Raw genomic sequence first — 21,938 nt, forward strand, 5'->3', positions numbered from 1 at the left:
TGTGCTGACTTTGCATGTGCCTTCGCCGGTATCGAACGGAACATCCACTTTGCCGCTTCTGCTTTGAGCACGGAAAGCTTTGCCGGTGTTTAGCGTGCCGGTTACATTACCGCTGAAGCTTTCGTTGCGGAAATGTAGGTCACGCGACCGTCTTCCTCGGAAGCGGTCTTTTGTAGGTAGTCTTTTTGCTCTATTTCCTTTACGGTACGGGTCACACCGGGGCGCGGCCGGTTCAGCGTTTCACCGATGTCAGATCATAACTAACTTTGGTAATGATCAGAACGTAAAAAGAAAATGTCAAGGTTTCAAAGAAAAAATCGGCACGGTGTACCTGCCTTTGACGTAAACTGGTTTAAGATACACCTGCGGGTGTGCCTTGGGAACGGAAAGGGGGTGGTGGCATTCGTATCGTTTCGCCGCCCGTGCCGCTGACGTTTTGCTTTGAGACCGTGGGGCATTTGATGGATGCGGTGGAGCGTGCCGTGCACACGCTCCATGTTCTTTCTTCGGCACTGGGGCGGATCGGCAGCCGGTTTTTCCTGTGCGTGACGGTGCGGTTTTCAGAGCGCATCGCGGCGCGCAGCCTGTTTACGGAGTATGGGGAGTACGTCGGCGCGGGTGCGCTAACGGCGGCTTATATAGCAGAGCGGGCGGAAACATTCATCCCGAACGCCGCTGCCCGCATGACCAGGTATTTTTAAAGGCTCGTCGGTTTTGCCGACGAGCCTTTAAAAGTTAAAGTCCCAACGCTGTTACGACTTTATTTACAGTGTCCTTATCCGCGCCGGTGGCGAAAAGAATCGTGGTGCCGTTGCGGTAGAGTACCGTTGTGAGGTCATCGCCTTTATACGTGTAGCGGTTGTATTCGCTGGAATCGACCGCCTTGCCCTCGGAGGTCCTGACGCTTGAAAGCATCTGCGCGTAGTTCGTTTTGGCGCTGTCCGTGGAAGCGAATGTGAAAAAGCCTAAGGAGTAATCATCACCCGAAACGGTCAGCGCTTTTGTGATGACGCTGCTGTCAAACTGGTCGGAAACGTCCGTTACTTCGCAGTCGGCAGCTTCGCAGGCGGACTTGAATTGCGCATCTGTGATGACGGTGCGGCCCGCGCAGCCGGAAAACACGATGCACGCGAGCAGAACGGACACGGTGACGAAGAGAGGAATCTTCTTTAAAATATGCTGTTTCATGGTATTTATCCTTTCCGGTTGCCGGTTACCCGGCTTTTTTTACAGTGATTGATAAAAAGAAAGAGCAGAACGGTCAAAAAGAATCCGGTCGAAAAGCCGGCGGTGTCGATCCACACATCGGAAACAAGCGAACCGCGGCCGGAGAAAATTTGAATGGTCTCGTCCGTGACGGCGCACAGCATGCCGATGAGCGGAAAGTCGAGAAGATTGCGCCCACACTGGAGATTTTTGCCGTTTTTATCGTGCTGTAAGCCGAGCAGAAGCGAAAATTCCACACCCAGAAGGCCGTATTCCGAAAAATGCGCCGCCTTGCGCAGCAAAAATTCGCTGATTTCTGTGTGCAGAAGCTGCTCGAGCCACGTTTTTAAGGAGCCGCTCATGCCGCCGGAGACCGCGCGGCTCTGCATGGAGTTGCTCCAGATGAACGCAAGCGTGAGTGCAATGAGAATGCCGAGCACCCATCGCACGCGGGTATTGTGCATTGTTTGTTTCATGCGGAATCCTTTCGAGATATTTTCTCCATTTTACCACGCACGCGCCGGTTTCTCAATGCTGTCACAGAAATTTAATTTTTATATGACGCCAAAGCGCCCCTGACTGCTTGCGGCGGTGCGGGGGATATGCTATACTTATACCGATATTGTAAATTTGCGCAGGAGGTGACGGCGATGCGCGGAAAACTGAAAAAACTTTTTGCAGCGGTGCTCGCCGTGCTTTTGGCGCTTTCTTTTTCGGGGTGCAGCGAGCTGACGGGTCTTGATGCGCAAGCGCTGATGTCTCCGCCAAAGACGACGGCAGACAGAGAAGCGATATATGCCCTGATGGGCGGCGGCGTGGGTGACGTGACGCTTGTTTACCCGAAATGCGGTGATTACCGCTCGGCGATCATCTCGCGCGATTTAGACGGGTGCGGCACTTCGGAGGTCGTGAGTTTCTGTGCAAACGGCGACGCGGGCGGCACGCGGCTGGAATTTTTTAAGAAAAACACGGACGGCGTTTGGAACTCTATGGCGCGGTTTACCTCGGCGGCAACGCAGGTGGACAAGGTGTTTTTCGGTGACCTGACGGGCGACGGTATGGACGAGATCATCGTGGGCTGGGGAGATCCGCTCACGGCGACGGCAAGCGTTTCGGTTTATTATGTGGACGGAGACACGATCCGCGAATTCTCCATGACAACGGTCTCATACAGCGAAATTCTGCTGACAGATTTTGACAGCGACAATATAAAAGAGCTGTTCGTTTTGCAGGCGGCGCAGACGAGCGGAGAAGAGATTATGGCGCTTGGCGGGTTATACCGCTTTGACGGCGACCAGCCGTATGTCTCCAAAACCGTGCCGCTCGATGCGGCGGTGACGCGTTACACCTCCGTAAGCTTTTCGCAGGTAAATTCTTGGCGGCGCGCAGCGGTGCTGGACGGCGTGAAAGCGGACGGGCGCATGCTGACGCAGGTCATCGGGTATGACGAAGCGTCGGACAGACTCATTTCGCCGCTGTCGAACGAAGAAAACGCGACGGATCGGCCAACGGCGGCCGCAGCGGTCTCGCGCGATGTGAATAAAGACGGCATTTTGGAGATTCCAACGGCGGAGTTGACGATAAACGGCAGCGAAACGACGGCGGATTCCACCGGGTATGTCATCACGTGGAACACGTATAGCTTACAGGACAACACGTTGACGCCGGTGTGCACGAGTATTTTGAATACAGCGGAAAACTACAACCTGTTTTTGCCGAGCAGCGAGGATAACTACGGCTGCCAAAATGACACCGTGACCCGCACAGCGACATTCTTTACGTATACACAGATCGGCTTTAACGGCAATTACCTCGGCCGGGAGGACAAGTTCTCCATTCGGGTATATACGGAGGAAGACTGGGCGGAAAAAGAACAGGATGACGAAGATATTCTGTTGAGCAGCTCCGCCGGGCGCGTGTATGTGCTGCGCATTTTGGACGATTCCATGGCGGAAAGCGACGAAAAAACGCTGCAAAGCGGATTTGAAGTGCTGGAATAAATATAGACTGAAAATGGGGGACAGAAAGGGGAAACGAACATGAAAAAGATATTGGTGGCAGAGGACGAGCAGAATATCCGCGAGTTTGTGGTCATCAATTTAAAGCGCGCGGGGTACGACTGCGTGGAAGCCGCAAGCGGTGAGGAAGCCTTGCGCGTGTACGAGCAGGCCGGCGGCGATTTTGACGTGGCTGTGCTGGACATCATGATGCCCGGCAGTCTGGACGGCCTTGCCGTATGTAAGGAATTAAGACAGAAAAACGCGACCATCGGCATCATCATGCTGACGGCGAAAACGCAGGAAATGGACAAGGTGACGGGCCTGATGATGGGCGCGGACGATTACGTGACGAAGCCGTTCAGCCCCTCTGAGCTCGTGGCGCGCGTGGACGCCGTTTACCGCCGTGTGGCACAGTTTACGAGAGCCGCAGAGCCGAATTTCTCCGAAGAGCTGCGCTCCGGCCGCTTCGTGCTGAACCTGCGCAACCGCTCATTCACAAAAGACGGCAACCCCGTGGAGCTGACACAGGTGGAGTTTCAGATCATGGAATACTTCATCTCAAATGCCGGTAAGGCGTTAAAACGTTCCGAAATTCTAAAGCACGTCTGGGGCAGCGGATATGTCGGTGAGGAAAAAATCGTAGACGTGAATATTCGCAGATTGAGAATGAAGATCGAAGACGAGCCCTCGAACCCGAGACATGTTGTCACCGTGTGGGGCATCGGCTATCGGTGGGATAAGTAATCAAAAGGTTGCGTGAAAGCAAACGAATGAAGTCTTTGATTAAACTTTCTTCAGAAAGTTTATGGGGTCTCGGGGCAAGGCCCTGAGGCGTCGTCCGCAGACGACGAAATCTTTTTGCCTAATAAAAAACTAGGAAAGTAGGTTCAACAGTCCGGTGGACTGTTGAACCGCAGAAAACCCAGTTGCATGGGTTTTCTGATGACTTGCAGGGCAAGTCATTTAAAAATACTGGTAACTACAAAAAGAAGCACAGAAAGGAGGAAAGCGCGTGTTCAAAAAAGGTATTGCAAGACGCTGGCTGTTTAACAGCCTCGGTGTGATGATTTTATTATTTACAGCCTGTATTGCGGCGCTTTCTTTCGTTGTGCAGAGCTATGCCTATAACGGCATACAAATGACGCTCATCGGTCGCAGCGACGAGCTGCCCACCGTGCTTTCCGGCAGCATGAAAACCGTAAGCGAGTTTAACGCTGCAGCCAGAAGCTACACCGAAAATTTCCCGGATAAAGACCTCATGGAGGTCATGGCGGTCTCGCGTTCGGGCAGCATTTTGTCTACATCCTCCGGCTTTGCGCCGGACCAAAACCAGAGCAAGCCCGATTTTGAAAGCGCCTTGCACAGCGAAAATGGGTACGGCTATTGGATCGGCAAGCTCGCAAGCGGCGAGAAGGTCATGGCCGTCTCGCGCGTGGCGCGCGGCGCAAACGGCGCGGTGCTCGGCGCGGTGCGGTACATCGTCTCTATGGAGCGCGCAGACCGGCAGATTACGTATGTCGTGCTGGTCCTGATTGGTATCGGTGTGCTCATTTTGGTGCTCGTCACGCTTTCGGGCATTTATTTCGTGCGGTCTATTATCACGCCCATTCGGGAACTCAATGCTACGGCGGAAAAAATTGCAAAGGGCGATTTTGACGTGCGCGTCAAGAAAGAGAAGGACGACGAGCTCGGCGCACTGTGCGACTCCATCAACGACATGGCGGCAGAGCTTGGCACAGCGGAAAAAATGAAAAACGACTTCATTTCCTCTGTTTCGCACGAGCTGCGCACGCCGCTGACGGCTATTAAGGGTTGGGCGGAAACGCTGCAAACAGGCGGTATCGGCCGAGAAACGTATGATAAGGGCATGAACGTCATCGTGCGCGAGGCAGAACGCCTTTCCGGCATGGTGGAGGAGCTTCTGGATTTTTCCCGCATGCAAAGCGGCAGAATGCGGCTGATCCTCAAGAGAATCGATCTTTTGGCGGAGCTCGATGAGGCCGTGTACATGTTCACCGACCGTGCGCGAACGGAGCATAAAAATCTTATTTACGATGAGGAAGATACGATGCTTTCGCCGATTTTGGGTGATGTGAATCGCCTGCGGCAGGTGTTCATCAACGTCATCGACAACGCTTTGAAATACACGAATCCCGGTGGTACGGTGCGCGTTTCCGCGTATGAGGACGACGGGTTTATCCGCGTCATCATTAAGGACAGTGGCTGCGGCATCCCGGCGGAGCATCTGCCAAACGTCAAAAAGAAGTTCTACAAAGCAAACCAAAACGTGCGCGGCAACGGCATCGGCCTCGCCGTCGCAAATGAGATCATGGAGCTGCACTCCGGCTCGCTTGATATTGACAGCGAAGAAGGCATGGGCACCACGGTCATCATCACGATACCGACCATGAAAAAGCTTGAGATGAATCCCGAGCTTTCCAACACAACGCAGATTCCCACCGCCACCGCGCAGGTGCAGGTCGTGGAGAGAAAACAGGATTAAATATTGTTTATAAGCAAAAGGAGAAAGAATGGCAAAACGCGTAACATCTATCGGCGGGCAGGCCTTACTTGAGGGCATTTTGATGGTTGGCCCGAAGAAAAACGTAGCGGCTTTTTGTGACGAAGCCGGAAATATTACAACGGAGGAGGTTTCCACGCCGTCGCTGCGCGAAAAATACCCCATTTTGAAAAAGCCGTTTATACGCGGCGTGTTCTCTATGGTGGATACCCTGCGCCTCGGTATGAAGGCGCTGACGCTTTCGGCGGATAAAGTGGGCGGCGAGGAAGAGGAAGAGCCCTCGAAATTTGAAAATTGGCTCGAAAAGAAATTCGGAGACAAGGTGATGAATGCGGTCGTCGCCGTGGGCGGTGTGCTGGGCGTGGCGCTTGCGGTGCTGCTGTTCTTCTTTTTGCCGGCGGTGCTCTTTAACGGGCTGATGATGCTTACGGGCGACGGCATCAGTGGTTGGCGTTCGGTGTTTGAGGGCCTTTTACGTATCGTCATTTTTGTACTGTACATTGTTGTCATCTCTAAAATGCCGGAGATTGACCGCACATTCCGCTACCACGGCGCGGAGCACAAGACGATTTTCTGCTATGAAAACGACCTGCCGCTCACCGTGGAAAATGTGCGGAAGCAAAAGCGCTTCCACCCGCGCTGCGGCTCCAGCTTTATGATCTTAATGCTTTTGCTCGGCATCATCATCGGCTTTTTCATTCCGTTTTCCAATCCGTTTCTGCGCACATTCTGTAAGCTCTTGTGCTTGCCGGTCGTTGTCAGCATCGGTTATGAGCTCATCAAGCTTTGCGGCAAGTACGATAACGTGCTGACGCGCATCATTGCGGCGCCGGGCCTGTGGTTTCAGCGTTTGACCGTAAAAGAGCCGACCGACAAGATGATGGAAGCCGCTATTGCGGCGATGAAAGCGGTTATCCCGGAAAACGGCGAGGATATTATCCGATGACGCTGAACGAGCTGTACCGCGCAGCGAAAACGGCGCTTGAACCCGTCACGGAAGACCCGACGTTTGAAGCCGCGTGCCTTTTGGAGCATTTCTGCGGCGCGAACCGCACAGAGTTATTGTTGCACGGCGATAAGCCGGCGGAGTCTGAAGCGGGGCAAGCGGTGCTTTCCGCGCTCGAAAAGCGCAAAACGGGCGAGCCGCTGCAATATCTGCTTGGCGAGTGGGACTTTATGAGCCTGACGCTTTCCTGCGGAGAGGGCGTGCTGATTCCGCGCGAGGACACCGCTGTTTTGGTGGAAGCAGTGTGCAAGCGTTTGTCGAAAACCGAGAATTTGCCGAAGGGGCTTGACCTTTGCGCCGGCACGGGTGCGGTGGGGCTTTCCATCGCGAAAGAAGCACACGCCGAAGTGACGGAAGTGGAGCTGTACGATGGCGCATTCAACTATTTAAACGAGAATTTGGCGCGTTACCCGGAGCTGCCGGTGACGGCGGTAAAGGGCGACATGTTAGATAAAGCGTTTGCGGAGACGCTGCCGGATGGGTTCGATTTCATCGCGTCGAACCCGCCGTATATTGAGACAAGCGAGCTGCCGCTTTTGCAGCGCGAAGTGCAGAAAGAGCCGAAAACGGCGCTGGACGGCGGCGCGGACGGCCTCATCTTCTACCGCGCGATCTGCGATATTTGGGCGAAAAAATTGCACCCGAACGGCGTGCTTGCCGTGGAAATCGGTGAGACGCAGGGGCAGGCGGTAAAGGTGCTGTTTGAAGCCGCCGGTCTGCGCGATGTGCGGATTCACAAGGACTTGGGCGCGCTCGACAGGGCGGTTTCGGGGGTTAGATAGAATAAGTCGATTTTTTAAAGGCGGCTTTGGCCGCCTTTCGGGGAAGACTGGGTTCGATTTTTATGAACTTGTGTTACAAGTTCATAGGGAAACCCCTTAGTAGGGTTTCCCTCGGACGAAACGTCCACCGGAAGTTTCGTCCTCCCTTCCTGACTTTGCGAACGCAAAAAGATTTCGCTTTCTGCGGAAAGCGACGTAGGGCGCTGCCCTAAGAACCTGCAAGCTTTTGAAAAAAGCTTGAGCAAAACTTTTAACCATGGTTTTCTTTAGCTATGCAATAATTTTATCCGAAAGGAAGTTTTTCAAATGGTAAAGCATGTTTTAATGATCAAGCTCAAGGACAATTCCAAAGAGCAGTGCGAAAAGCTGCGCGATCTTTTTATGACGATGAAGGGCCGCGTGCCGCAGGCACTTGACGTGGAAGCCGGTGCGGATTTCCTCCACTCCGAGCGCTCCTTTGACGTTTGCCTGACCGTTACGCTCGAGAGCCCCGAGGCGCTCGAAGAATACCAGAAAGACCCGTACCACTGCAACACGGTGAAGACCTATGTTGCGACAGTTCGCGAAAAGGCGGTTGCGGTCGATTACATCGTTTGATTGAACAAAATTCACGCGGCGCTGTGCGGCTTTTGCATGGCGCTGCTTTTTTACACGGCTTGTTGCTGAAGCCGAAATAGCGCCAAATTAGCCAAAAAAGAATAGGAAAATTCGGCGTTTACACCCCTCGAAAACGACATACAGGCATTGAATTGCAGCATTTTATCCGATATAATGGTAATCAAAGTGTCTTTTGAAGGGAGCAATTTTGTGGTTCGCAATATGACGAAGGGCAGCCCGGTAAAGCTTTTGTTGGCATTTGCACTGCCTTTGCTTGTTGCCAATGTGTTTCAGCAGTTATACTCTGTGGCGGATGCTATGGTGCTCGGCCGCGGTGTAGGCGTCAACGCGCTTGCGGCGGCGGGTTCCACGGGTTCGGTACATTTTTTTGTTTTGGGTTTCATCAACGGTTTGACGCACGGGTATTCCATTTTGATTTCGCAACGCTTCGGCGCAGGCGACGAAAGCGACATGCGCCGCACGGTGATGAACGCGGGCTACCTCGGCTTTATGAGCGCTGCGGTCATCACGGCGTTAAGTCTCATTTTCTCGCGCCCGCTCATGACACTGATGGGTACGCCGACCGATATTTTTGACGACGCGCTTTTGTACATCCGCATTATTTTCATCGGTATTTTCACGACGGTGTTTTACAATATGCTTTCGAGTATTCTTCGAGCGCTCGGCGACAGCATGTCGCCGCTCATTATCATTCTCATCAGTTCGGCAGTGAACATCGGGCTGGACATTCTGTTTGTCATGGCCTTTAAATGGGGCGTGGCCGGCGCTGCGTGGGCGACCGTTTTGGCACAGCTGCTTTCCGGCCTGATGTGTCTTTTCGTGTTGTGCCGTATGCCGGTTTTGCGTTTTAAAGCCGACGAAAAGCGCATGGATAAGTCTATTATTTTTGGCTTATTGAAGCTTGGTTTGCCGGTCGGAATTATGAATTCCATTACGGCGATCGGCGGTATGATCTTACAGGGCATTGTGAATGGTTTAGGTTCTACGATTGTGGCGGCATATACGGCGGGCTCGAAAATCTTCGGTCTTGCGGAACAGCCGTGCAACATCATCGGGTTATCCCTTGGCACGTATGTCGGGCAGAACCTCGGCGCGGGACGCGTTGACCGCATTAAAGTCGGCGTGCGCCGCAGCATTTTGATGGTGCTCATCGTCGATTTCTTCATCGGCGGCACAATGATTCTGTTCGGCCGCCAGCTGACGGCGGTGTTCGTCTCCGGCGTGGAGCAGGCGGTCATCGAAGCTTCGTATCCGTATTTGCTGTGTTGCGGTGCGATGATGTGGGTGCTGGGTTTGCTGTTCGTCTACCGCTTTTCCCTGCAAAGTCTCGGCGACACGGTGGTGCCGATGCTCTCCGGCGCGCTGGAGCTAATTCTGCGCATTTCCGTTGTGCTCGTGCTCTCTAAAGTGTTCAATCTGGGCTTTCTTTCCATCTGCATTGCAGAGGTCTCCGCGTGGTTCGGCGCGGCGGCACTGCTGTGCGTGACATATTACATTCGTATTCACAAATTGCCGGAAAAACTTTCGGCGAAATCATGAGGGGTTTATGGCAAAAACAGAACGCATTCAAAATATGACAAAAGGCAGCCCTGCAAAGCTGATTTTCACCTTTGCGATACCGCTGATGCTGGGCAACGTGTTTCAGCAGTTCTACACGGTGGTGGATACCGCCATTGTGGGGCAGGCGCTCGGCGTAAACGCGCTGGCGGCGCTCGGTGCGGCGGACTGGCTGAACTGGCTCGTGCTGGGGCTTATCCAAGGCTTTGCGCAGGGCTTTTCCATTTACATGGCGCAGCGTTTCGGCGCAGAAGACCACGAGGGCCTCAATCGCGCCATCGGCGCGACGATCTCGCTTTCGGCGGTCATTTCAATCTTGACCGTCATTCTGAGCCAAGTCGCCATGGCACCTGTGCTGCGCGCCATGAACACGCCGGAGGAGATCATCGGCGGCGCGTTCACATACCTGCGCATCATGTTTGCGGGCATACCCATCATCATGGCGTATAACGTGCTTGCAAGCATCCTGCGTGCGCTCGGCGACAGCAAAACGCCGCTGTATGCCATGGTCATTGCATCTATTCTGAATATCGGGCTTGATCTGCTGTTTGTTATGGTGTTCCACTGGGGCATTGCGGGTGCGGTCGTCGCAACGGTCATCGCACAGCTTTTTGCAGCGCTTTACTGTTTGCGCGCTGTGCTGCACGTGAAGGTCATCCACCTGAAAAAAGAGTATTTCCGGCTCAATCCGGAAATAGCAAAGCGCCTTTTGGGACTCGGTACGCCGGTCGCCGCACAGAATGTTATCATCGCCGTGGGCGGCATGGTGGTGCAGTCGGTCGTCAACCGCTACGGCACGCTGTTCGTGGCGGGCTTTACGGCAACGAATAAGCTGTACGGTATTTTGGAGATTGCCGCCGTTTCGTTCGGCTACGCCGTGACGACGTATGTCGGGCAGAATCTCGGCGCGGGGCTTTTAGACCGCGTGAAAAAGGGTATGCACTCCGCAACGTGGATCGCTTTGCTGACCTCGGTCGTCATTACGGTTTTTGTGCTGATTTTCGGAAAATACGGCATCGCACTGTTTATTTCCGGCACAGCGGAGGAAGTGTCGATCTCGTCGCAGGTGGCAATACACTATCTTAATATCATGAGTATTTGTCTGTCTATCCTCTATATGCTGCACATTTACCGCTCCGCGCTGATGGGGCTTGGCGATACCATTATGCCGATGGCTTCGGGCATCATGGAATTTTTGATGCGTATTGGCGTGGCGTTGTTTCTGCCGCTTATTATCGGGCAGGAGGGTATTTTCTATGCGGAGATCACTGCTTGGGCCGGTGCGGCTATTTTGCTTGTCACGACGTATTTTGTGAGAATGCATAAGCTGACGAGAGAACTTGACACAAGCCAAAGTAAAGCGGGCGAATAAAAGAAGCCTTTCAGAAAAATATGAAGCTAAAAAGCGTGCAGAAAACAAAATCTGTGCGCTTTTCTTTATTATATGCGCATAAGAACACGGCAAAGACTAAAGAATGAAGAATGTGAAATTCACTCTTGAAGTTTGTCCGTACAATCTGTATACTGGGTGTAGATTACGCGCGGGAAGTCGCGCTGACGGAGGTATTTTATTATGAGACCCCTTACACCGAAATTTCCGAAGCTGCTGCATGGCGGCGATTATAATCCCGAACAGTGGCTGCGCTACCCCGAGATTCTCAAGCAGGACGTGGAGCTGATGAAGAAAGCGGATATCAACTGCGTGTCGGTCGGTATTTTCTCCTGGGCACATCTGGAGCCGAATGAGGGAGAATACGACTTCGACTGGCTGGAGAAGATCATCGACAATCTCTACAAAAACGGCATTTATACCGTGTTGGCCACACCGTCCGGTGCAAAGCCGCTTTGGATGAGCGAAAAGTATGAGGAGATTCGCCGTGTGCAGAATAATGGTGTGCGCGACCTTTCCGGCGCACGCCATAACCACTGCTATACATCCCCCGTGTACAGAGAGAAGACCCGCGAGATGGATAAGCGCCTTGCAAAGCGCTTTGCAAACCACCCGGGCGTCATTTTGTGGCACCTTTCTAACGAGTACGGCGGCGAGTGCTACTGCCCGCTGTGCCAACAGGCGTTCCGCGATTGGCTGAAAAAGAAGTATAAGACGCTCGACGACCTGAACCACGCGTGGTGGACGGACTTCTGGAGCCACACGTATACGAGCTGGGATCAGATTCACGCGCCGCAGCCGAACGGCGAAATGAACGTGCACGGTCTGACGCTCGATTGGAAGCGCTTTGTCACGTACCAGACCGTCGATTTCATGAAAATGGAGCGCGACACCGTAAAGGAAGTAAACCCGGATATCCCGGTGACGGCGAACCTGATGGGCTTCTACGACGGCCTCGATTACTTTAAGTTCGGCCCGGAGCTCGATGTTGTTTCCTGGGACAACTACCCGCAGTGGCATACGACCGACAACGTAGAGATTGCGGTCTCTTCCGCGATGACGCACGACGTGATGCGTTCGATCAAGCACGAAAACTTCCTTTTGATGGAAAGCACGCCGAGCATGACGAACTGGACGCCCATCAGTATGCTGAAGCGCCCGGGCATGCACCTGCTTTCCTCCATGCAGGCGGTTGCACACGGCTCAAATTCTGTGCAGTATTTCCAGTTCAGAAAAAGCCGCGGCTCCTGCGAAAAGTTCCACGGTGCGGTCGTTGACCATGTCAGCCATGGCGGCGTGTTTGACTCCGTTACGAACGAGAACACCCGTGTGTTTAAGGATGTGCAGTCCGTCGGCGCTGAGCTTAAGAGCATGAACGAGCGCGGCGACGTATACGGCACCGAAGTCAAGCCGCAGGTCGCTATCGTGTACGACGTGGAAAACCGCTGGGCGCTGGATGCTGCCGCGGGCCCGCGCAACAAGGATAAAGACGAAAAATATGTAGAGACGCTCTTGACGCACTACCGTCCGTTCTGGGATAAGGGCGTGCAGGTGGACATCGTCGATATGGACGGCGATATCTCGAAATATAAGCTTGTCATTGCACCGATGCTCTATATGTACCGTGCAGGCTTTGAAAAGAAGATGCGTAAATTTGTCGAAAACGGCGGCACGCTCGTCACAACGTACTGGAGCGGCATTGTGGACGATACCGACCTGTGCAAAATGGGCGGCCTCCCCGGCGATATGATGGACGTGTTCGGCGTGTGGAACGAAGAAATCGACAGCCTGCCGGACGGCATGAAAAATGGCATTGCGTTTAACGGCAGCCGTTACGATGCTATGGAGCTTTGTGCACGTATCCACCCGCTGACGGCGGAGGTACTCGGCACATATGAAAAAGATTTCTACGCAGGCGAAGCGGCGCTGACGAAAAACAAGTTCGGCAAGGGAGAGGCGTATTACATTGCGGCTCGTACCGGCAGCGATATGCTTTCTGTACTGTACGGCGAAATGATTGAGACGCTGCACATTGAAAAAGCGCTCGATTGCGCCCTGCCGCACGGCGTAACGGCACACATCCGCCACGGCGAAAAGGAGAATATCATTTTTGTAGAAAACTACACGGAAAGCGGAAAAACCGTGGAATTGCCGCGCGACTACAAGTTGTACGGTACAGATCAAACGGTAAATTCAATCAAACTCGCTCCGTTTGGCATTGCCCTCTTATCGGATTTAACAAAAGTTTAATATTTTGCGTATTTGCTGTGGAAATTCTCGCTATTTTGTGCTATATTGAAATAGACAAGAGCCGACATTGTTCGTGTAAAACGGACAGGCAAATAACGGAATATGCAGTTTGAAGGAGTAATCAAATGGCAATGGAATCACAGACGTTTTTCAGTGCAGAGAATCGCGTAGCACCGCTTGGCATCGTACCGCTTGCCGGTGCGCGTGAGCTTTCCGAAAAGGTTGAGGCCCATCTGGTGCGTTGGGCAAAGCGTGCCGGTATGGATGTGGACACGTTCATCATCGAAAACAGCTGCCCGCGTTTCTCTTCCGGCGACAGCAAGGGTCTTATCAAGTCGACCGTGCGCGGCTATGACCTGTTCTTTGTTGTAGACGTAGGCAATTACAGCCTGACCTACAACTACTTCGGCAACGAGAACCACATGTCCCCGGATGACCATTATCAGGATTTGAAGCGTCTCATTCAGGCGGCAAGCGGTAAGGCACACCGCGTTAACGTTGTGATGCCGCTGCTTTACGGCGGCCGTCAGCACCGCCGCAGCTACCGCGAGTCTTTGGACTGCGCGTACATGCTGCAGGAGCTCCAGCAGATGGGCGTTTCCAACGTTTTGACTTTCGACGCACATGACCCGCGCGTGCAGAACGCTGTGCCGGTTATGGGCTTCGATAACCTGATGCCGACTTACCAGGTTTTAAAGAAGCTCTTCAAGGACTTCCCGGATCTTTCCACCGATAAGAAAGATTTCATGATCGTCAGCCCGGACGAGGGCGCGCTGAACCGCAACATGTACTATGCTTCCGTGCTCGGCGTGGAGATGGGCATGTTCTACAAGCGCCGCGATTATTCCCGCATCGTAGACGGCCGCAACCCGATCGTCGCACATGAGTACCTCGGTACCCCGGTCGAGGGCAAGGATGTGTTCGTTGCCGATGACATCATCTCCTCCGGCGAGTCCGTGCTCGACATTGCAGAGAACGTCAAGGCCCGCAAGGCACGCCGCTTCTTTGCTTACGGCACGTATGCCATCTTCACGAACGGCCTCGCAAAGTTCGATAAAGCGTATGAAGAGGGTCTCATCGACGGTATCTTCGGCAGCAACCTGACGTATCTTAACCCGGAACTGAAGAACCGCCCGTGGTTCCATGAAGTCGACGTTTCGAAGTACATCGCTTACTTCATCTCTGCTTTGAACCACGACGCTTCCATCAGCTCCCTGCTTGACCCGCACGCCAAGATCGACGCACTGCTCCAGAAGCGTGCGCTTGAAAAAGCAAAGATCATCGACGAGCAGCTCTAATTTTTGAATCATTGCTAAATAAACAGGGTATGCACTGTAAAAAAGTGCGTACCCTGTTTTTGCATGCGCGTATTTTAAAAGAACCAAAAGAAAAAAGCCGCATAAAATGGCGCGGAGAGGTGATCTTTGGGCTTGCGTTTTTAAAGGGGCTGTGTTAAAATACTGTCATAAAGCAAACGCTGAGACCGAACGAGTACCCCGGGGACAGTCGATAGAGAGCGGAGGTCATGGGCTGAAAGCCGCCGCAGAAAAGAGCCGGGCGAAGTGCATTCGCGAGCGGATGCGGTGAGCGAAAGTGAGCCGCATACGGGTACGGCACGTTACGCCGTTTGAGTGATAAACCGGAGTGGAACCGCGGATTTATTGTATCATGAATGTTTTGATACATTTCGCCCCCGAGCGCCTATGTTGTGCGCTCGGGGCTTTTGTTTTTAAGGAGAGGTTTACGTCATGTTTTCTAAGTTAAAGGCGGAGCTTGACGCCGTGATGGCACGCGACCCTGCCGCCCGCAGCCGTGCGGAGGTTTATTTTCTGTATTCCGGCTTCAAGGCGGTGCGGTCTTACCGCAAGGCAAACTGGTTTTTCCGCCATAATATGAAATTTATCGCGCGCTATATCTCGCAGCGCGCGCGCCGCAAAACGGGTATAGAGATTCACCCGGGCGCGACGATCGGCAAAAATCTGTTCATCGACCACGGTATGGGTGTCGTCATCGGCGAAACCACCGTTATCGGTGACAACTGCACGCTGTATCAGGGTGTGACGCTCGGCGGCACGGGCAAAGACCAGGGCAAGCGCCACCCGACGCTTGGAAATGACGTGCTCGTCGGTGCGGGCGCAAAGGTGCTGGGGCCGTTCCGCGTGGGTGATAACGCCCGTGTGGCGGCGGGTGCCGTGGTGCTGGATGCCGTGCCCGATAACGCAACGGCGGTCGGTGTACCGGCGCGCATCGTGCGTGTGGGCGGCAAGCGTGTGATGGACAACAGCACGCTGGATCAGATCCACGTGGCCGACCCGGTGGCGCAGGAAATGTGCCGCATGCGGCTTGAGATTGAGCGCCTGCACGGCGAGCTGAACAGCTGCCGCAGAGAAAAAAGCAAGCTGACCGCACAGAAAGCGGAGAAGAATAAGGAAGAATAAGCAGAAAGGAAGCACCTGTATGCAGCTCTATAACACAAGAACACAGAAAAAAGAAGAATTTATTCCGCACGAAGCCGGCAAAGTCAAAATGTACACCTGCGGCCCAACCGTGTACCACTATGCGCACATCGGCAACCTGCGCTCGTACATCATGGAGGATATGCTGGAAAAAGCCTTGCGCTACCTCGGCTATGACGTGACCCGCGCCATGAACATCACGGACGTCGGCCACCTTTCCAGCGATGCCGACACCGGCGAAGACAAGATGCTCAAGGGCGCGCGCCGCGAGCACAAGACCGTCATGCAGATTGCGCGGTTCTATACCGACGCATTTTTCAGTGACTGCGAAAAGCTTGGCATCAAGCGCCCGGAGATCGTCGTTCCGGCGACGAGCTGCATCGATACATTCATCCACATGGTAGGGGTGCTCCTTGAAAAGGGCTATGCGTATATCGCGGGCGGCAACGTCTATTTTGATACCTCCAAGCTCGAAAACTATTATGTTTTCGGCAACATGGAGGAAGAGAGCCTCGCCGTAGGCGTGCGCGACAGTGTGGAAGAGGACGAAAACAAGCGCTCCAAGAGCGACTTCGTACTGTGGTTTACAAAGTCGAAGTTTGACGACCAGGAGCTCAAGTGGGATTCCCCGTGGGGCGTGGGCTACCCGGGCTGGCACATCGAGTGCAGCGGCATCAGCATCAAGTACCTCGGCGAATACCTCGACATTCACTGCGGCGGCATCGATAACGCGTTTCCGCACCACACAAACGAGATTGCACAGAGCGAAGCGTATCTCGGCCACCCGTGGTGCAAATACTGGTTCCACGTGCTGCACCTTTTGGACGCGCGCGGCAAGATGAGCAAATCAAAGGGCGATTTTCTCACGGTCTCGCTGCTTGAGGAAAAGGGCTACGCGCCGCTTGTATACCGCATGTTCTGCTTACAGTCCCATTACAGAAAGCCGCTGACGTTCTCGTTTGAGAGCCTTGACAACACCGCCACGGCGTACAAAAAGCTCGTTTCCCGCATTGCAGCGCTGAAAAATGAGGGAGAGCACGACAAAGCTGCCATGGAGCCGCTGCGTGCCTCGTTCCGCGCGGCGCTGGAAAACGACCTCAACACGTCCTTGGCACTCACAGCGCTGTACGACGTACTGAAAGCCAAGCTTTCCGACGCGGACAAGCTTGCGCTCATCAAGGAGTTTGACGAAGTGTTGTCCCTCGGCTTGCTGAAAGCTGCAAAGGCGCTGCGCGAGGAGCAGAATGCGCAGAAGTCCGCTGTGCCGGAGGGCATGACCGCCGAGGAAGCCGCGGAGATCGAAGCGCTCATCGCAAAGCGCACGGAAGCCAGAAAGGCAAAGGACTGGGCAACTGCCGACGCGATTCGCGATGCGCTTGCCGCACGCCATATCGTTGTGAAGGATACCCCGCAGGGTATCACGTGGTCTGTGCAGGGCTAAAATAAGGAAATAAAGCAAAAGGGCACGGAGTTTTAAAACTCCGTGCCCTTGGTTTTTGCGGAACTTACGCGTCTTTGTTTTCTTTTTCATCGTCGCAGCAGTGGCCTGTTTTGTGCTTGTGAATGTCTTCCGTACCGGCGGCAATGGCTTCCTCATAGTATTTGCACTTATAATCGATTACTTTAAGCTGATCTTCAAGCTCCTTGATTTGTGCCATAACGGCCTCGCGGCGCTCAAGAAACAGGTTGTAGCGCTGCTCCAGGGTGGAGTCACCCATTTGTGCCCACACCGCGTACTGGCGAATATCTTTAATGGACATGCCCGTGCATTTTAAACATTCGATAATGCGCAGCATGGAAAGATCCTGTTCGGAAAACATTCTGTGGCCGGATTCCTTTCGCTCCAAAAACGGCAGGATGCCTTCTTTATCGTAATAGCGCAGCGTGGTCGCCGGGATGCCCGTGATGTCCGAGGCTTCCTTAATGGTGTACGTCATCTGCAAGCGCTCCTTTCTAAGTTAGATATAACTCTATATATAAGCATACGTTTTTTTGCGCGGTTTGTCAATGTGTTCGTGGAAAACTCCTGCGCCAAAATTTCGGAAAAACAAAAAGAACGCCCGGCTGTGTAAACAGCCGCAAGGCGCTCGGATACAGGTTAAAGCTTAAAACTCAAGTGTAACGGTATCGGATTTCGTGATCTCGTTCCACGTTGTGAGGGCGCAGAGGACTCTGCTTCGGAGGAAGCCGTGCTGCTCACACTGCTTTCGGAATCGTTGCTTCCGGCACCGCCGTTACTTTCGCACGCCGCAAGAGAGAGAACGAGCAGTGCAGAAAGCAGGAAAGACATGAATTCCTTCATTTAAATTACTCCTTCTGCTTTTTGAGAAACACCGCGAAATATGCGGGAATTTCTCAGAAAACGGTGAAATTTATACCTACAACATTATATATATAATGTCAATAGTTTGAAGCGCATTTTTTTGAAAAAATCGACGGAAAAAGCCATGCAGAAGAATTTTACACAGGGCTTGCGTATAAGACAAAAACAAGATAAAATAATATTTAGTATACACAGAAAAGACAGGGGGTGCGGCATGAAAGAAAAAATTCAGCTGTTAGCGGCGGCGCTGGCGCTTATTTTGCTGCTTTGCGGCTGTGCGGCGCGGGGCACGGCATCAAACGACGCCAAGCCGGCGGCGGGCGATGTCACGGACAGCAACGCCGCGCCCTACGAGGTCCCCGCTTTTCGGGATTCCGTCTTCAACGAAGATGAAGCGACCGCGTTCGGCAGCGGAGAGATTGACCTTTCCCAGCTTGAAGGCGGCATCATCGGCGTAAAAGCGCAGAGCGATACGCGATTAAAAATGCAGATTGTCTGCGGCGAGGATAAATATAACTATGACTTGCCGAACGACGGCACTGCAACATTTTTCCCGCTCAATATGGGAAACGGCACATACACGTTCCGCCTGATGGAGCAGGTGGGCGACAGCAAATACGCATGCATCGGGAGCGAAGACCGCGACGTGACGCTGAAAGATGAATTTCAGCCGTACCTGCGCCCGAACCAGATGGTGAATTACAACAAAAGCTCCGATTGCATCAAAAAGGTGAAAGAGCTGGCCGCAAGCTGCACCACCGATGCGGACATTGCTGCCGCCGTGTATGACTACATGGTGAAGAATATCCAATACGATACGGAAAAAGCGGCGACCGTGCAAAACGGCTACCTGCCTTCCCCAGATGAGACCTTAAAGACCGGCAAGGGCATATGCTTTGATTATGCAAGCCTTGCCGCCGCCATGCTGCGCAGCGAGGGCATTCCGTGCAAGCTCGTCACGGGTTATGTGGGTGAGGAGACCTACCACGCGTGGAACAGCTTTTATGTGGAGAGCGAGGGGTGGATCACCGTGGAGATCCGCGCAAAAGCGGATGAGTGGCAGCGGGTGGACATCACCTTTGCCGCAGGCGGCATGCCCGCCGGGGAGATTCAAAACGATTCGGAATACACAACGCGGTTCACTTATTAAAGGAAAAGCGAAAGGACGAGGAACATGGCAGAAAAATTTTTGACTCAGGAACAGCTCAGCGTATTTTGCAGCAGCCTTGCAATGCTGCTGCGCTCCGGCGCGTCGCTTTCGGAGGTTTCTTCCCTGTTTGAGGAAGACGGCATGGACACCGCCTTGCGGCAGGCTTCTACCGAGATCAGCCTTTCGGTTGCGGCGGGCGAGCCGTTTTCGGCAGCGGCGGAAAAGACCGGCGTTTTCCCGGAATACGCCTTGAGCGTTTTTAGCACGGCAGAGCTTTCCGGCCGATTGGACGAAGCGCTTGACCGCCTTGCAGACCACTATGACCGCCAAAGCGCGCTATACGACCGTTTGCGCAGCACCCTTACATACCCGGCCGTTTTGATGCTGATGATGTGCGGCGTGCTGGCGGTGCTCGTTTTTGCCGTGCTGCCCATGTTTGAGCGCGTGTACGACAATTTAACGGGCAGCCTGCTTTCATCTTCCTATGCCTATGTGCTCGCGGCGACGCTCATCGGGCGCATCAGCTTGGTGTTTGCGGGGCTTTTGGGCATCGTTTTGCTTGTTTTGGCGTTTGGTATACGCTCCGATAAAGGTCGGGAAAAGCTCAGAAACACTATGGAAACGAGCCACTTCACGCGCAAAGCCGCGTGGCTTTTGGCGGTCTCCGAGGTGATGGACACGCTCTCCGCCTTGCTTGCGAGCGGTACGGATGAAGACAGTGCGCTTGCGCTGTGCATCGAGCAGACGCGCCACAAAAAGCTGCACGAAGCGCTTGAAAAATGCCGTGAAGAAACACAGATGGGCGTCGGCGTTGCGACAGCGTTTGCGCACCAAAAGATATTGCCCGCCATGTACGGCAAAATGCTGCTTGGCGGTGCGCAGAGCGGCGAGCTCGTGCAGGTGACGGAAAACCTCGCGCGCCGCACGGCGCAGGAGGCGGAAAACGGGCTGTGCAGCGTCATCGACCGCACGGAGCCGATTTTGATCGGATTTCTCACCGCGTCTGTCGGTTTGACGCTTTTAAGCGTCATGCTGCCCTTGCTCGGCATTTTGAGCGCAATCTGAGGGAAAAGTTATGGGTATTTTGAATCGAAAAGTAAGCTTCCGGCTTTTCGCGGTCGGGCTTATTCTGGTGCTTGCGGTAATTTTTACCGCGGTGTGCGTGCCGGTTTTTCAGGAGGATATCCGCGAAACAGGCCGTGCCGCCGTGCGTGAAGCCGTTTTGCGCAGCGCCGTAGAGTGCTACACCTTAGAGGGCGCATACCCGGAAAGCCTTGAATATTTGGAAAAGCACTACGGGCTTACGGTCAATAAGAAAGAATACATCGTGACATACGAGGTTTTCGCCGATAACCAGCTGCCGACCGTTCAGGTGCTGGTGCGCGGCGAGGAATAAGGAGGGCGCATGACGGAACCGAAAAAGAGAAACAGCACTTCTCTGATGCTGCTTCTGCTGTATGCATTGCTCATCGCATCGCTTTTGGTGTTGACGCTTGCGGGCGCGTGGCTGTATTCCGATACGATGGATGCCCGCGACGCACACGCAAAGCAGCGCAGCGCGCTTTCGTATATTCAAAGCCAAACGGCAGCGTGCGGCGGCAAAGGGAACATCCGCCTGATCGACGGCCCGGAGGGCCCGGCGGTGTGCCTGCGCGAGCCGGAAAGCGACTTCGAAACGCGCATCTATTTATATGAAAACGCGCTGCGCACGGAGTTTTCACGGGTCACAGCGGAGATCGACCCCAATAACGCCGAAAAGTTGTGCGACCTTAAAACGTTTAAAGCCGAGCTTTCGGAAAGCGGGCTTTTAACGATCACTGCGGACGGCATGACCGCCGGCGCGTATTGTGACGGAGGTGGCGCGGCATGATAGATTACGAGGAAAAGCGCAGTGAAACGCGTCACCGCATGGGCTTTATGACCCCGCTGCTTGTGTTTGTTCTGGCATTTGTCGCGTGCTGCGGTGTCATTGCGTGCGTGTTCCTGCGCGCGGCCGTCATCAGCGATGAAGCGGCGAGGGAAAGCGCAGGCATTGCGCTGTGCCGCAGCGCCGCAGAGGAGTTTCGCGCGGGAGAGATCCCCGAAAACGGCGAAATGGCATATTTCACAAAAGATATGACAAGCTGTGCGGAAGCGGACGCTTACTATTATATAAAAACCGAAGTGACCGCCGCCGAGACCGAAACGGGAGCGTTGTATGCCGGGAAAATCACGGCGTACACGGCGGAGCAGGATAAAGAAATTTATGCGCTGAATGTACGGTGCTACCAGCCGAAGGAGGGAACGCCATGAGCCGAAATCGATTCCGCATCGGCAGCATCGCGGTGCTGTTCGCGGTCGTTGTGCTGTGCGTCGCCATTTTTGGCGTGCTTACGGTGTCCTCTGCCGTATCCGATCGCCGTGCCGCAGAGCGTTACGGCGAGCACGTGGAAGTGCTGTATGCCTGCGAAAACGCCGGGCAAGACTGGCTTTCCGAAGCAGATGCGTATTTAAAGGGTGCGGGAGATCTGCCGGAAAACACGGAAGAGACCGAAACCACGCTCAAAACGGAAATCACGCGCGGCAACATGCAGCTTGAGATCTGCTTAAATAAGATAAACGGCAGCTATGAGATTGCAAAATGGCGCTGCACAGCGCGCTGGCAGCCGGATGACTCCCTGAACCTCGGGTAAGAAAGGC

General features: G+C 53.8%; 23 protein-coding genes. 19 read left to right on the top strand and 4 right to left on the bottom strand.

Annotated elements, in window-relative coordinates:
• Nucleotides 1-101: 101 nt before the first annotated feature.
• Nucleotides 102-248 (bottom strand): MarR family transcriptional regulator, encoded by a 147-nt coding sequence (locus ACLTX1_RS02670; protein WP_176819663.1) that lies wholly within the window; start codon nucleotides 246-248, stop codon nucleotides 102-104.
• Nucleotides 249-371: 123 nt separating this feature from the next.
• Here ACLTX1_RS02670 and ACLTX1_RS02675 point away from each other — a divergent pair, with 123 nt between their 5' ends.
• Nucleotides 372-701 (top strand): hypothetical protein, encoded by a 330-nt coding sequence (locus ACLTX1_RS02675; protein WP_308449422.1) that lies wholly within the window; start codon nucleotides 372-374, stop codon nucleotides 699-701.
• 34 nt (nucleotides 702-735) lie between these two features.
• Here ACLTX1_RS02675 and ACLTX1_RS02680 read toward each other — a convergent pair whose 3' ends face one another.
• Nucleotides 736-1,188 (bottom strand): hypothetical protein, encoded by a 453-nt coding sequence (locus ACLTX1_RS02680; RefSeq protein ID WP_308449421.1) that lies wholly within the window; start codon nucleotides 1,186-1,188, stop codon nucleotides 736-738.
• Nucleotides 1,189-1,193: 5 nt separating this feature from the next.
• A complete protein-coding gene (locus ACLTX1_RS02685; protein ID WP_308449420.1) occupies nucleotides 1,194-1,682 on the bottom strand; it encodes a VanZ family protein in 489 nt (162 codons plus the stop codon).
• A gap of 174 nt (nucleotides 1,683-1,856) precedes the next feature.
• On the opposite strand from ACLTX1_RS02685, the gene ACLTX1_RS02690 reads away from it, so the two are divergent.
• The 12 genes from ACLTX1_RS02690 to cysS all read left to right on the top strand — a co-directional run bounded on the left by ACLTX1_RS02690 (nucleotide 1,857) and on the right by cysS (nucleotide 17,227).
• Complete coding sequence (locus tag ACLTX1_RS02690) at nucleotides 1,857-3,206, top strand: VCBS repeat-containing protein (protein WP_308449419.1); 1,350 nt, start codon at nucleotides 1,857-1,859, stop codon at nucleotides 3,204-3,206.
• Nucleotides 3,207-3,245: 39 nt separating this feature from the next.
• Nucleotides 3,246-3,950, top strand: coding sequence for a response regulator transcription factor (locus ACLTX1_RS02695; protein ID WP_308449418.1), 705 nt, complete (start codon nucleotides 3,246-3,248; stop codon nucleotides 3,948-3,950).
• A gap of 268 nt (nucleotides 3,951-4,218) precedes the next feature.
• Nucleotides 4,219-5,709: a HAMP domain-containing sensor histidine kinase gene (locus tag ACLTX1_RS02700; RefSeq protein ID WP_308449417.1), complete on the top strand. Its 1,491-nt coding sequence runs from the start codon at nucleotides 4,219-4,221 to the stop codon at nucleotides 5,707-5,709.
• A gap of 28 nt (nucleotides 5,710-5,737) precedes the next feature.
• Nucleotides 5,738-6,673: a DUF1385 domain-containing protein gene (locus ACLTX1_RS02705; RefSeq protein ID WP_412264930.1), complete on the top strand. Its 936-nt coding sequence runs from the start codon at nucleotides 5,738-5,740 to the stop codon at nucleotides 6,671-6,673.
• Nucleotides 6,670-7,515: a peptide chain release factor N(5)-glutamine methyltransferase gene (gene prmC / locus ACLTX1_RS02710; RefSeq protein WP_412264931.1), complete on the top strand. Its 846-nt coding sequence runs from the start codon at nucleotides 6,670-6,672 to the stop codon at nucleotides 7,513-7,515. Before ACLTX1_RS02705 ends, prmC begins: the two co-directional genes overlap by 4 nt.
• A 306-nt stretch (nucleotides 7,516-7,821) precedes the next feature.
• Nucleotides 7,822-8,112 carry a Dabb family protein gene (locus tag ACLTX1_RS02715; protein ID WP_176820398.1) on the top strand — a complete coding sequence of 97 codons (291 nt, stop codon included), beginning with the start codon at nucleotides 7,822-7,824 and terminating at the stop codon, nucleotides 8,110-8,112.
• A gap of 210 nt (nucleotides 8,113-8,322) precedes the next feature.
• The gene (locus ACLTX1_RS02720; protein WP_412264932.1) at nucleotides 8,323-9,672 is read left to right on the top strand and encodes an MATE family efflux transporter; all 1,350 of its coding nucleotides are present in this window, start codon (nucleotides 8,323-8,325) and stop codon (nucleotides 9,670-9,672) included.
• Between the two features lie 7 nt (nucleotides 9,673-9,679).
• Nucleotides 9,680-11,062, top strand: a complete 1,383-nt coding sequence (locus ACLTX1_RS02725; RefSeq protein ID WP_412330420.1) for an MATE family efflux transporter — start codon at nucleotides 9,680-9,682, stop codon at nucleotides 11,060-11,062.
• Nucleotides 11,063-11,263: 201 nt separating this feature from the next.
• On the top strand, nucleotides 11,264-13,330 hold the full coding sequence (locus ACLTX1_RS02730; RefSeq protein ID WP_308449412.1) for a beta-galactosidase: 2,067 nt from the start codon (nucleotides 11,264-11,266) through the stop codon (nucleotides 13,328-13,330).
• Between the two features lie 125 nt (nucleotides 13,331-13,455).
• Nucleotides 13,456-14,628 (top strand): ribose-phosphate pyrophosphokinase, encoded by a 1,173-nt coding sequence (locus ACLTX1_RS02735; protein WP_308449411.1) that lies wholly within the window; start codon nucleotides 13,456-13,458, stop codon nucleotides 14,626-14,628.
• A gap of 450 nt (nucleotides 14,629-15,078) precedes the next feature.
• The gene (epsC, locus tag ACLTX1_RS02740; protein ID WP_176820403.1) at nucleotides 15,079-15,768 is read left to right on the top strand and encodes a serine O-acetyltransferase EpsC; all 690 of its coding nucleotides are present in this window, start codon (nucleotides 15,079-15,081) and stop codon (nucleotides 15,766-15,768) included.
• A 19-nt stretch (nucleotides 15,769-15,787) separates the two neighbouring features.
• Complete coding sequence (gene cysS, locus ACLTX1_RS02745) at nucleotides 15,788-17,227, top strand: cysteine--tRNA ligase (protein WP_412330421.1); 1,440 nt, start codon at nucleotides 15,788-15,790, stop codon at nucleotides 17,225-17,227.
• 64 nt (nucleotides 17,228-17,291) lie between these two features.
• Here the strand turns inward: cysS and ACLTX1_RS02750 are convergent, their stop codons facing one another.
• Nucleotides 17,292-17,723, bottom strand: coding sequence for a MerR family transcriptional regulator (locus ACLTX1_RS02750; RefSeq protein ID WP_308449409.1), 432 nt, complete (start codon nucleotides 17,721-17,723; stop codon nucleotides 17,292-17,294).
• 600 nt (nucleotides 17,724-18,323) lie between these two features.
• On the opposite strand from ACLTX1_RS02750, the gene ACLTX1_RS02755 reads away from it, so the two are divergent.
• The 6 genes from ACLTX1_RS02755 to ACLTX1_RS02780 are packed head-to-tail and all read left to right on the top strand — an operon-like array spanning nucleotide 18,324 to nucleotide 21,931.
• The gene (locus ACLTX1_RS02755) at nucleotides 18,324-19,259 is read left to right on the top strand and encodes a transglutaminase-like domain-containing protein (protein ID WP_412330422.1); all 936 of its coding nucleotides are present in this window, start codon (nucleotides 18,324-18,326) and stop codon (nucleotides 19,257-19,259) included.
• Nucleotides 19,260-19,283: 24 nt separating this feature from the next.
• Nucleotides 19,284-20,324 carry a type II secretion system F family protein gene (locus ACLTX1_RS02760; protein WP_412330423.1) on the top strand — a complete coding sequence of 347 codons (1,041 nt, stop codon included), beginning with the start codon at nucleotides 19,284-19,286 and terminating at the stop codon, nucleotides 20,322-20,324.
• 19 nt (nucleotides 20,325-20,343) lie between these two features.
• On the top strand, nucleotides 20,344-20,655 hold the full coding sequence (locus ACLTX1_RS02765; RefSeq protein WP_308449406.1) for a hypothetical protein: 312 nt from the start codon (nucleotides 20,344-20,346) through the stop codon (nucleotides 20,653-20,655).
• A 9-nt stretch (nucleotides 20,656-20,664) separates the two neighbouring features.
• Nucleotides 20,665-21,129: a DUF4860 domain-containing protein gene (locus ACLTX1_RS02770; protein WP_412330424.1), complete on the top strand. Its 465-nt coding sequence runs from the start codon at nucleotides 20,665-20,667 to the stop codon at nucleotides 21,127-21,129.
• Entirely contained in the window at nucleotides 21,126-21,551 is a 426-nt protein-coding gene (locus ACLTX1_RS02775; protein ID WP_308449404.1) for a hypothetical protein, read from the top strand. The genes ACLTX1_RS02770 and ACLTX1_RS02775 overlap by 4 nt, the downstream gene beginning before the upstream one ends.
• Entirely contained in the window at nucleotides 21,548-21,931 is a 384-nt protein-coding gene (locus ACLTX1_RS02780) for a hypothetical protein (RefSeq protein ID WP_308449403.1), read from the top strand. The genes ACLTX1_RS02775 and ACLTX1_RS02780 overlap by 4 nt, the downstream gene beginning before the upstream one ends.
• The last annotated feature ends 7 nt before the right edge of the window (nucleotides 21,932-21,938 follow it).

Origin of the sequence: Hominenteromicrobium sp., from assembly GCF_046974225.1 — a bacterium.
GTDB classification, from domain to species: domain Bacteria; phylum Bacillota; class Clostridia; order Oscillospirales; family Acutalibacteraceae; genus Hominenteromicrobium; species Hominenteromicrobium mulieris.

Coding starts and splice junctions, on each gene's coding strand:
- prmC (WP_412264931.1), top strand. CDS start 6,670: ATGACGCTGAACGAGCTGTACCGCGCAGCGAAAACGGCGCTTGAACCC.
- ACLTX1_RS02705 (WP_412264930.1), top strand. CDS start 5,738: ATGGCAAAACGCGTAACATCTATCGGCGGGCAGGCCTTACTTGAGGGC.
- ACLTX1_RS02755 (WP_412330422.1), top strand. CDS start 18,324: ATGAAAGAAAAAATTCAGCTGTTAGCGGCGGCGCTGGCGCTTATTTTG.
- ACLTX1_RS02735 (WP_308449411.1), top strand. CDS start 13,456: ATGGCAATGGAATCACAGACGTTTTTCAGTGCAGAGAATCGCGTAGCA.
- ACLTX1_RS02770 (WP_412330424.1), top strand. CDS start 20,665: ATGACGGAACCGAAAAAGAGAAACAGCACTTCTCTGATGCTGCTTCTG.
- ACLTX1_RS02715 (WP_176820398.1), top strand. CDS start 7,822: ATGGTAAAGCATGTTTTAATGATCAAGCTCAAGGACAATTCCAAAGAG.
- ACLTX1_RS02685 (WP_308449420.1), bottom strand. CDS start 1,682: ATGAAACAAACAATGCACAATACCCGCGTGCGATGGGTGCTCGGCATT.
- epsC (WP_176820403.1), top strand. CDS start 15,079: ATGTTTTCTAAGTTAAAGGCGGAGCTTGACGCCGTGATGGCACGCGAC.
- ACLTX1_RS02780 (WP_308449403.1), top strand. CDS start 21,548: ATGAGCCGAAATCGATTCCGCATCGGCAGCATCGCGGTGCTGTTCGCG.
- ACLTX1_RS02725 (WP_412330420.1), top strand. CDS start 9,680: ATGGCAAAAACAGAACGCATTCAAAATATGACAAAAGGCAGCCCTGCA.
- ACLTX1_RS02695 (WP_308449418.1), top strand. CDS start 3,246: ATGAAAAAGATATTGGTGGCAGAGGACGAGCAGAATATCCGCGAGTTT.
- ACLTX1_RS02750 (WP_308449409.1), bottom strand. CDS start 17,723: ATGACGTACACCATTAAGGAAGCCTCGGACATCACGGGCATCCCGGCG.
- ACLTX1_RS02690 (WP_308449419.1), top strand. CDS start 1,857: ATGCGCGGAAAACTGAAAAAACTTTTTGCAGCGGTGCTCGCCGTGCTT.
- ACLTX1_RS02775 (WP_308449404.1), top strand. CDS start 21,126: ATGATAGATTACGAGGAAAAGCGCAGTGAAACGCGTCACCGCATGGGC.
- ACLTX1_RS02680 (WP_308449421.1), bottom strand. CDS start 1,188: ATGAAACAGCATATTTTAAAGAAGATTCCTCTCTTCGTCACCGTGTCC.
- ACLTX1_RS02760 (WP_412330423.1), top strand. CDS start 19,284: ATGGCAGAAAAATTTTTGACTCAGGAACAGCTCAGCGTATTTTGCAGC.
- ACLTX1_RS02730 (WP_308449412.1), top strand. CDS start 11,264: ATGAGACCCCTTACACCGAAATTTCCGAAGCTGCTGCATGGCGGCGAT.
- cysS (WP_412330421.1), top strand. CDS start 15,788: ATGCAGCTCTATAACACAAGAACACAGAAAAAAGAAGAATTTATTCCG.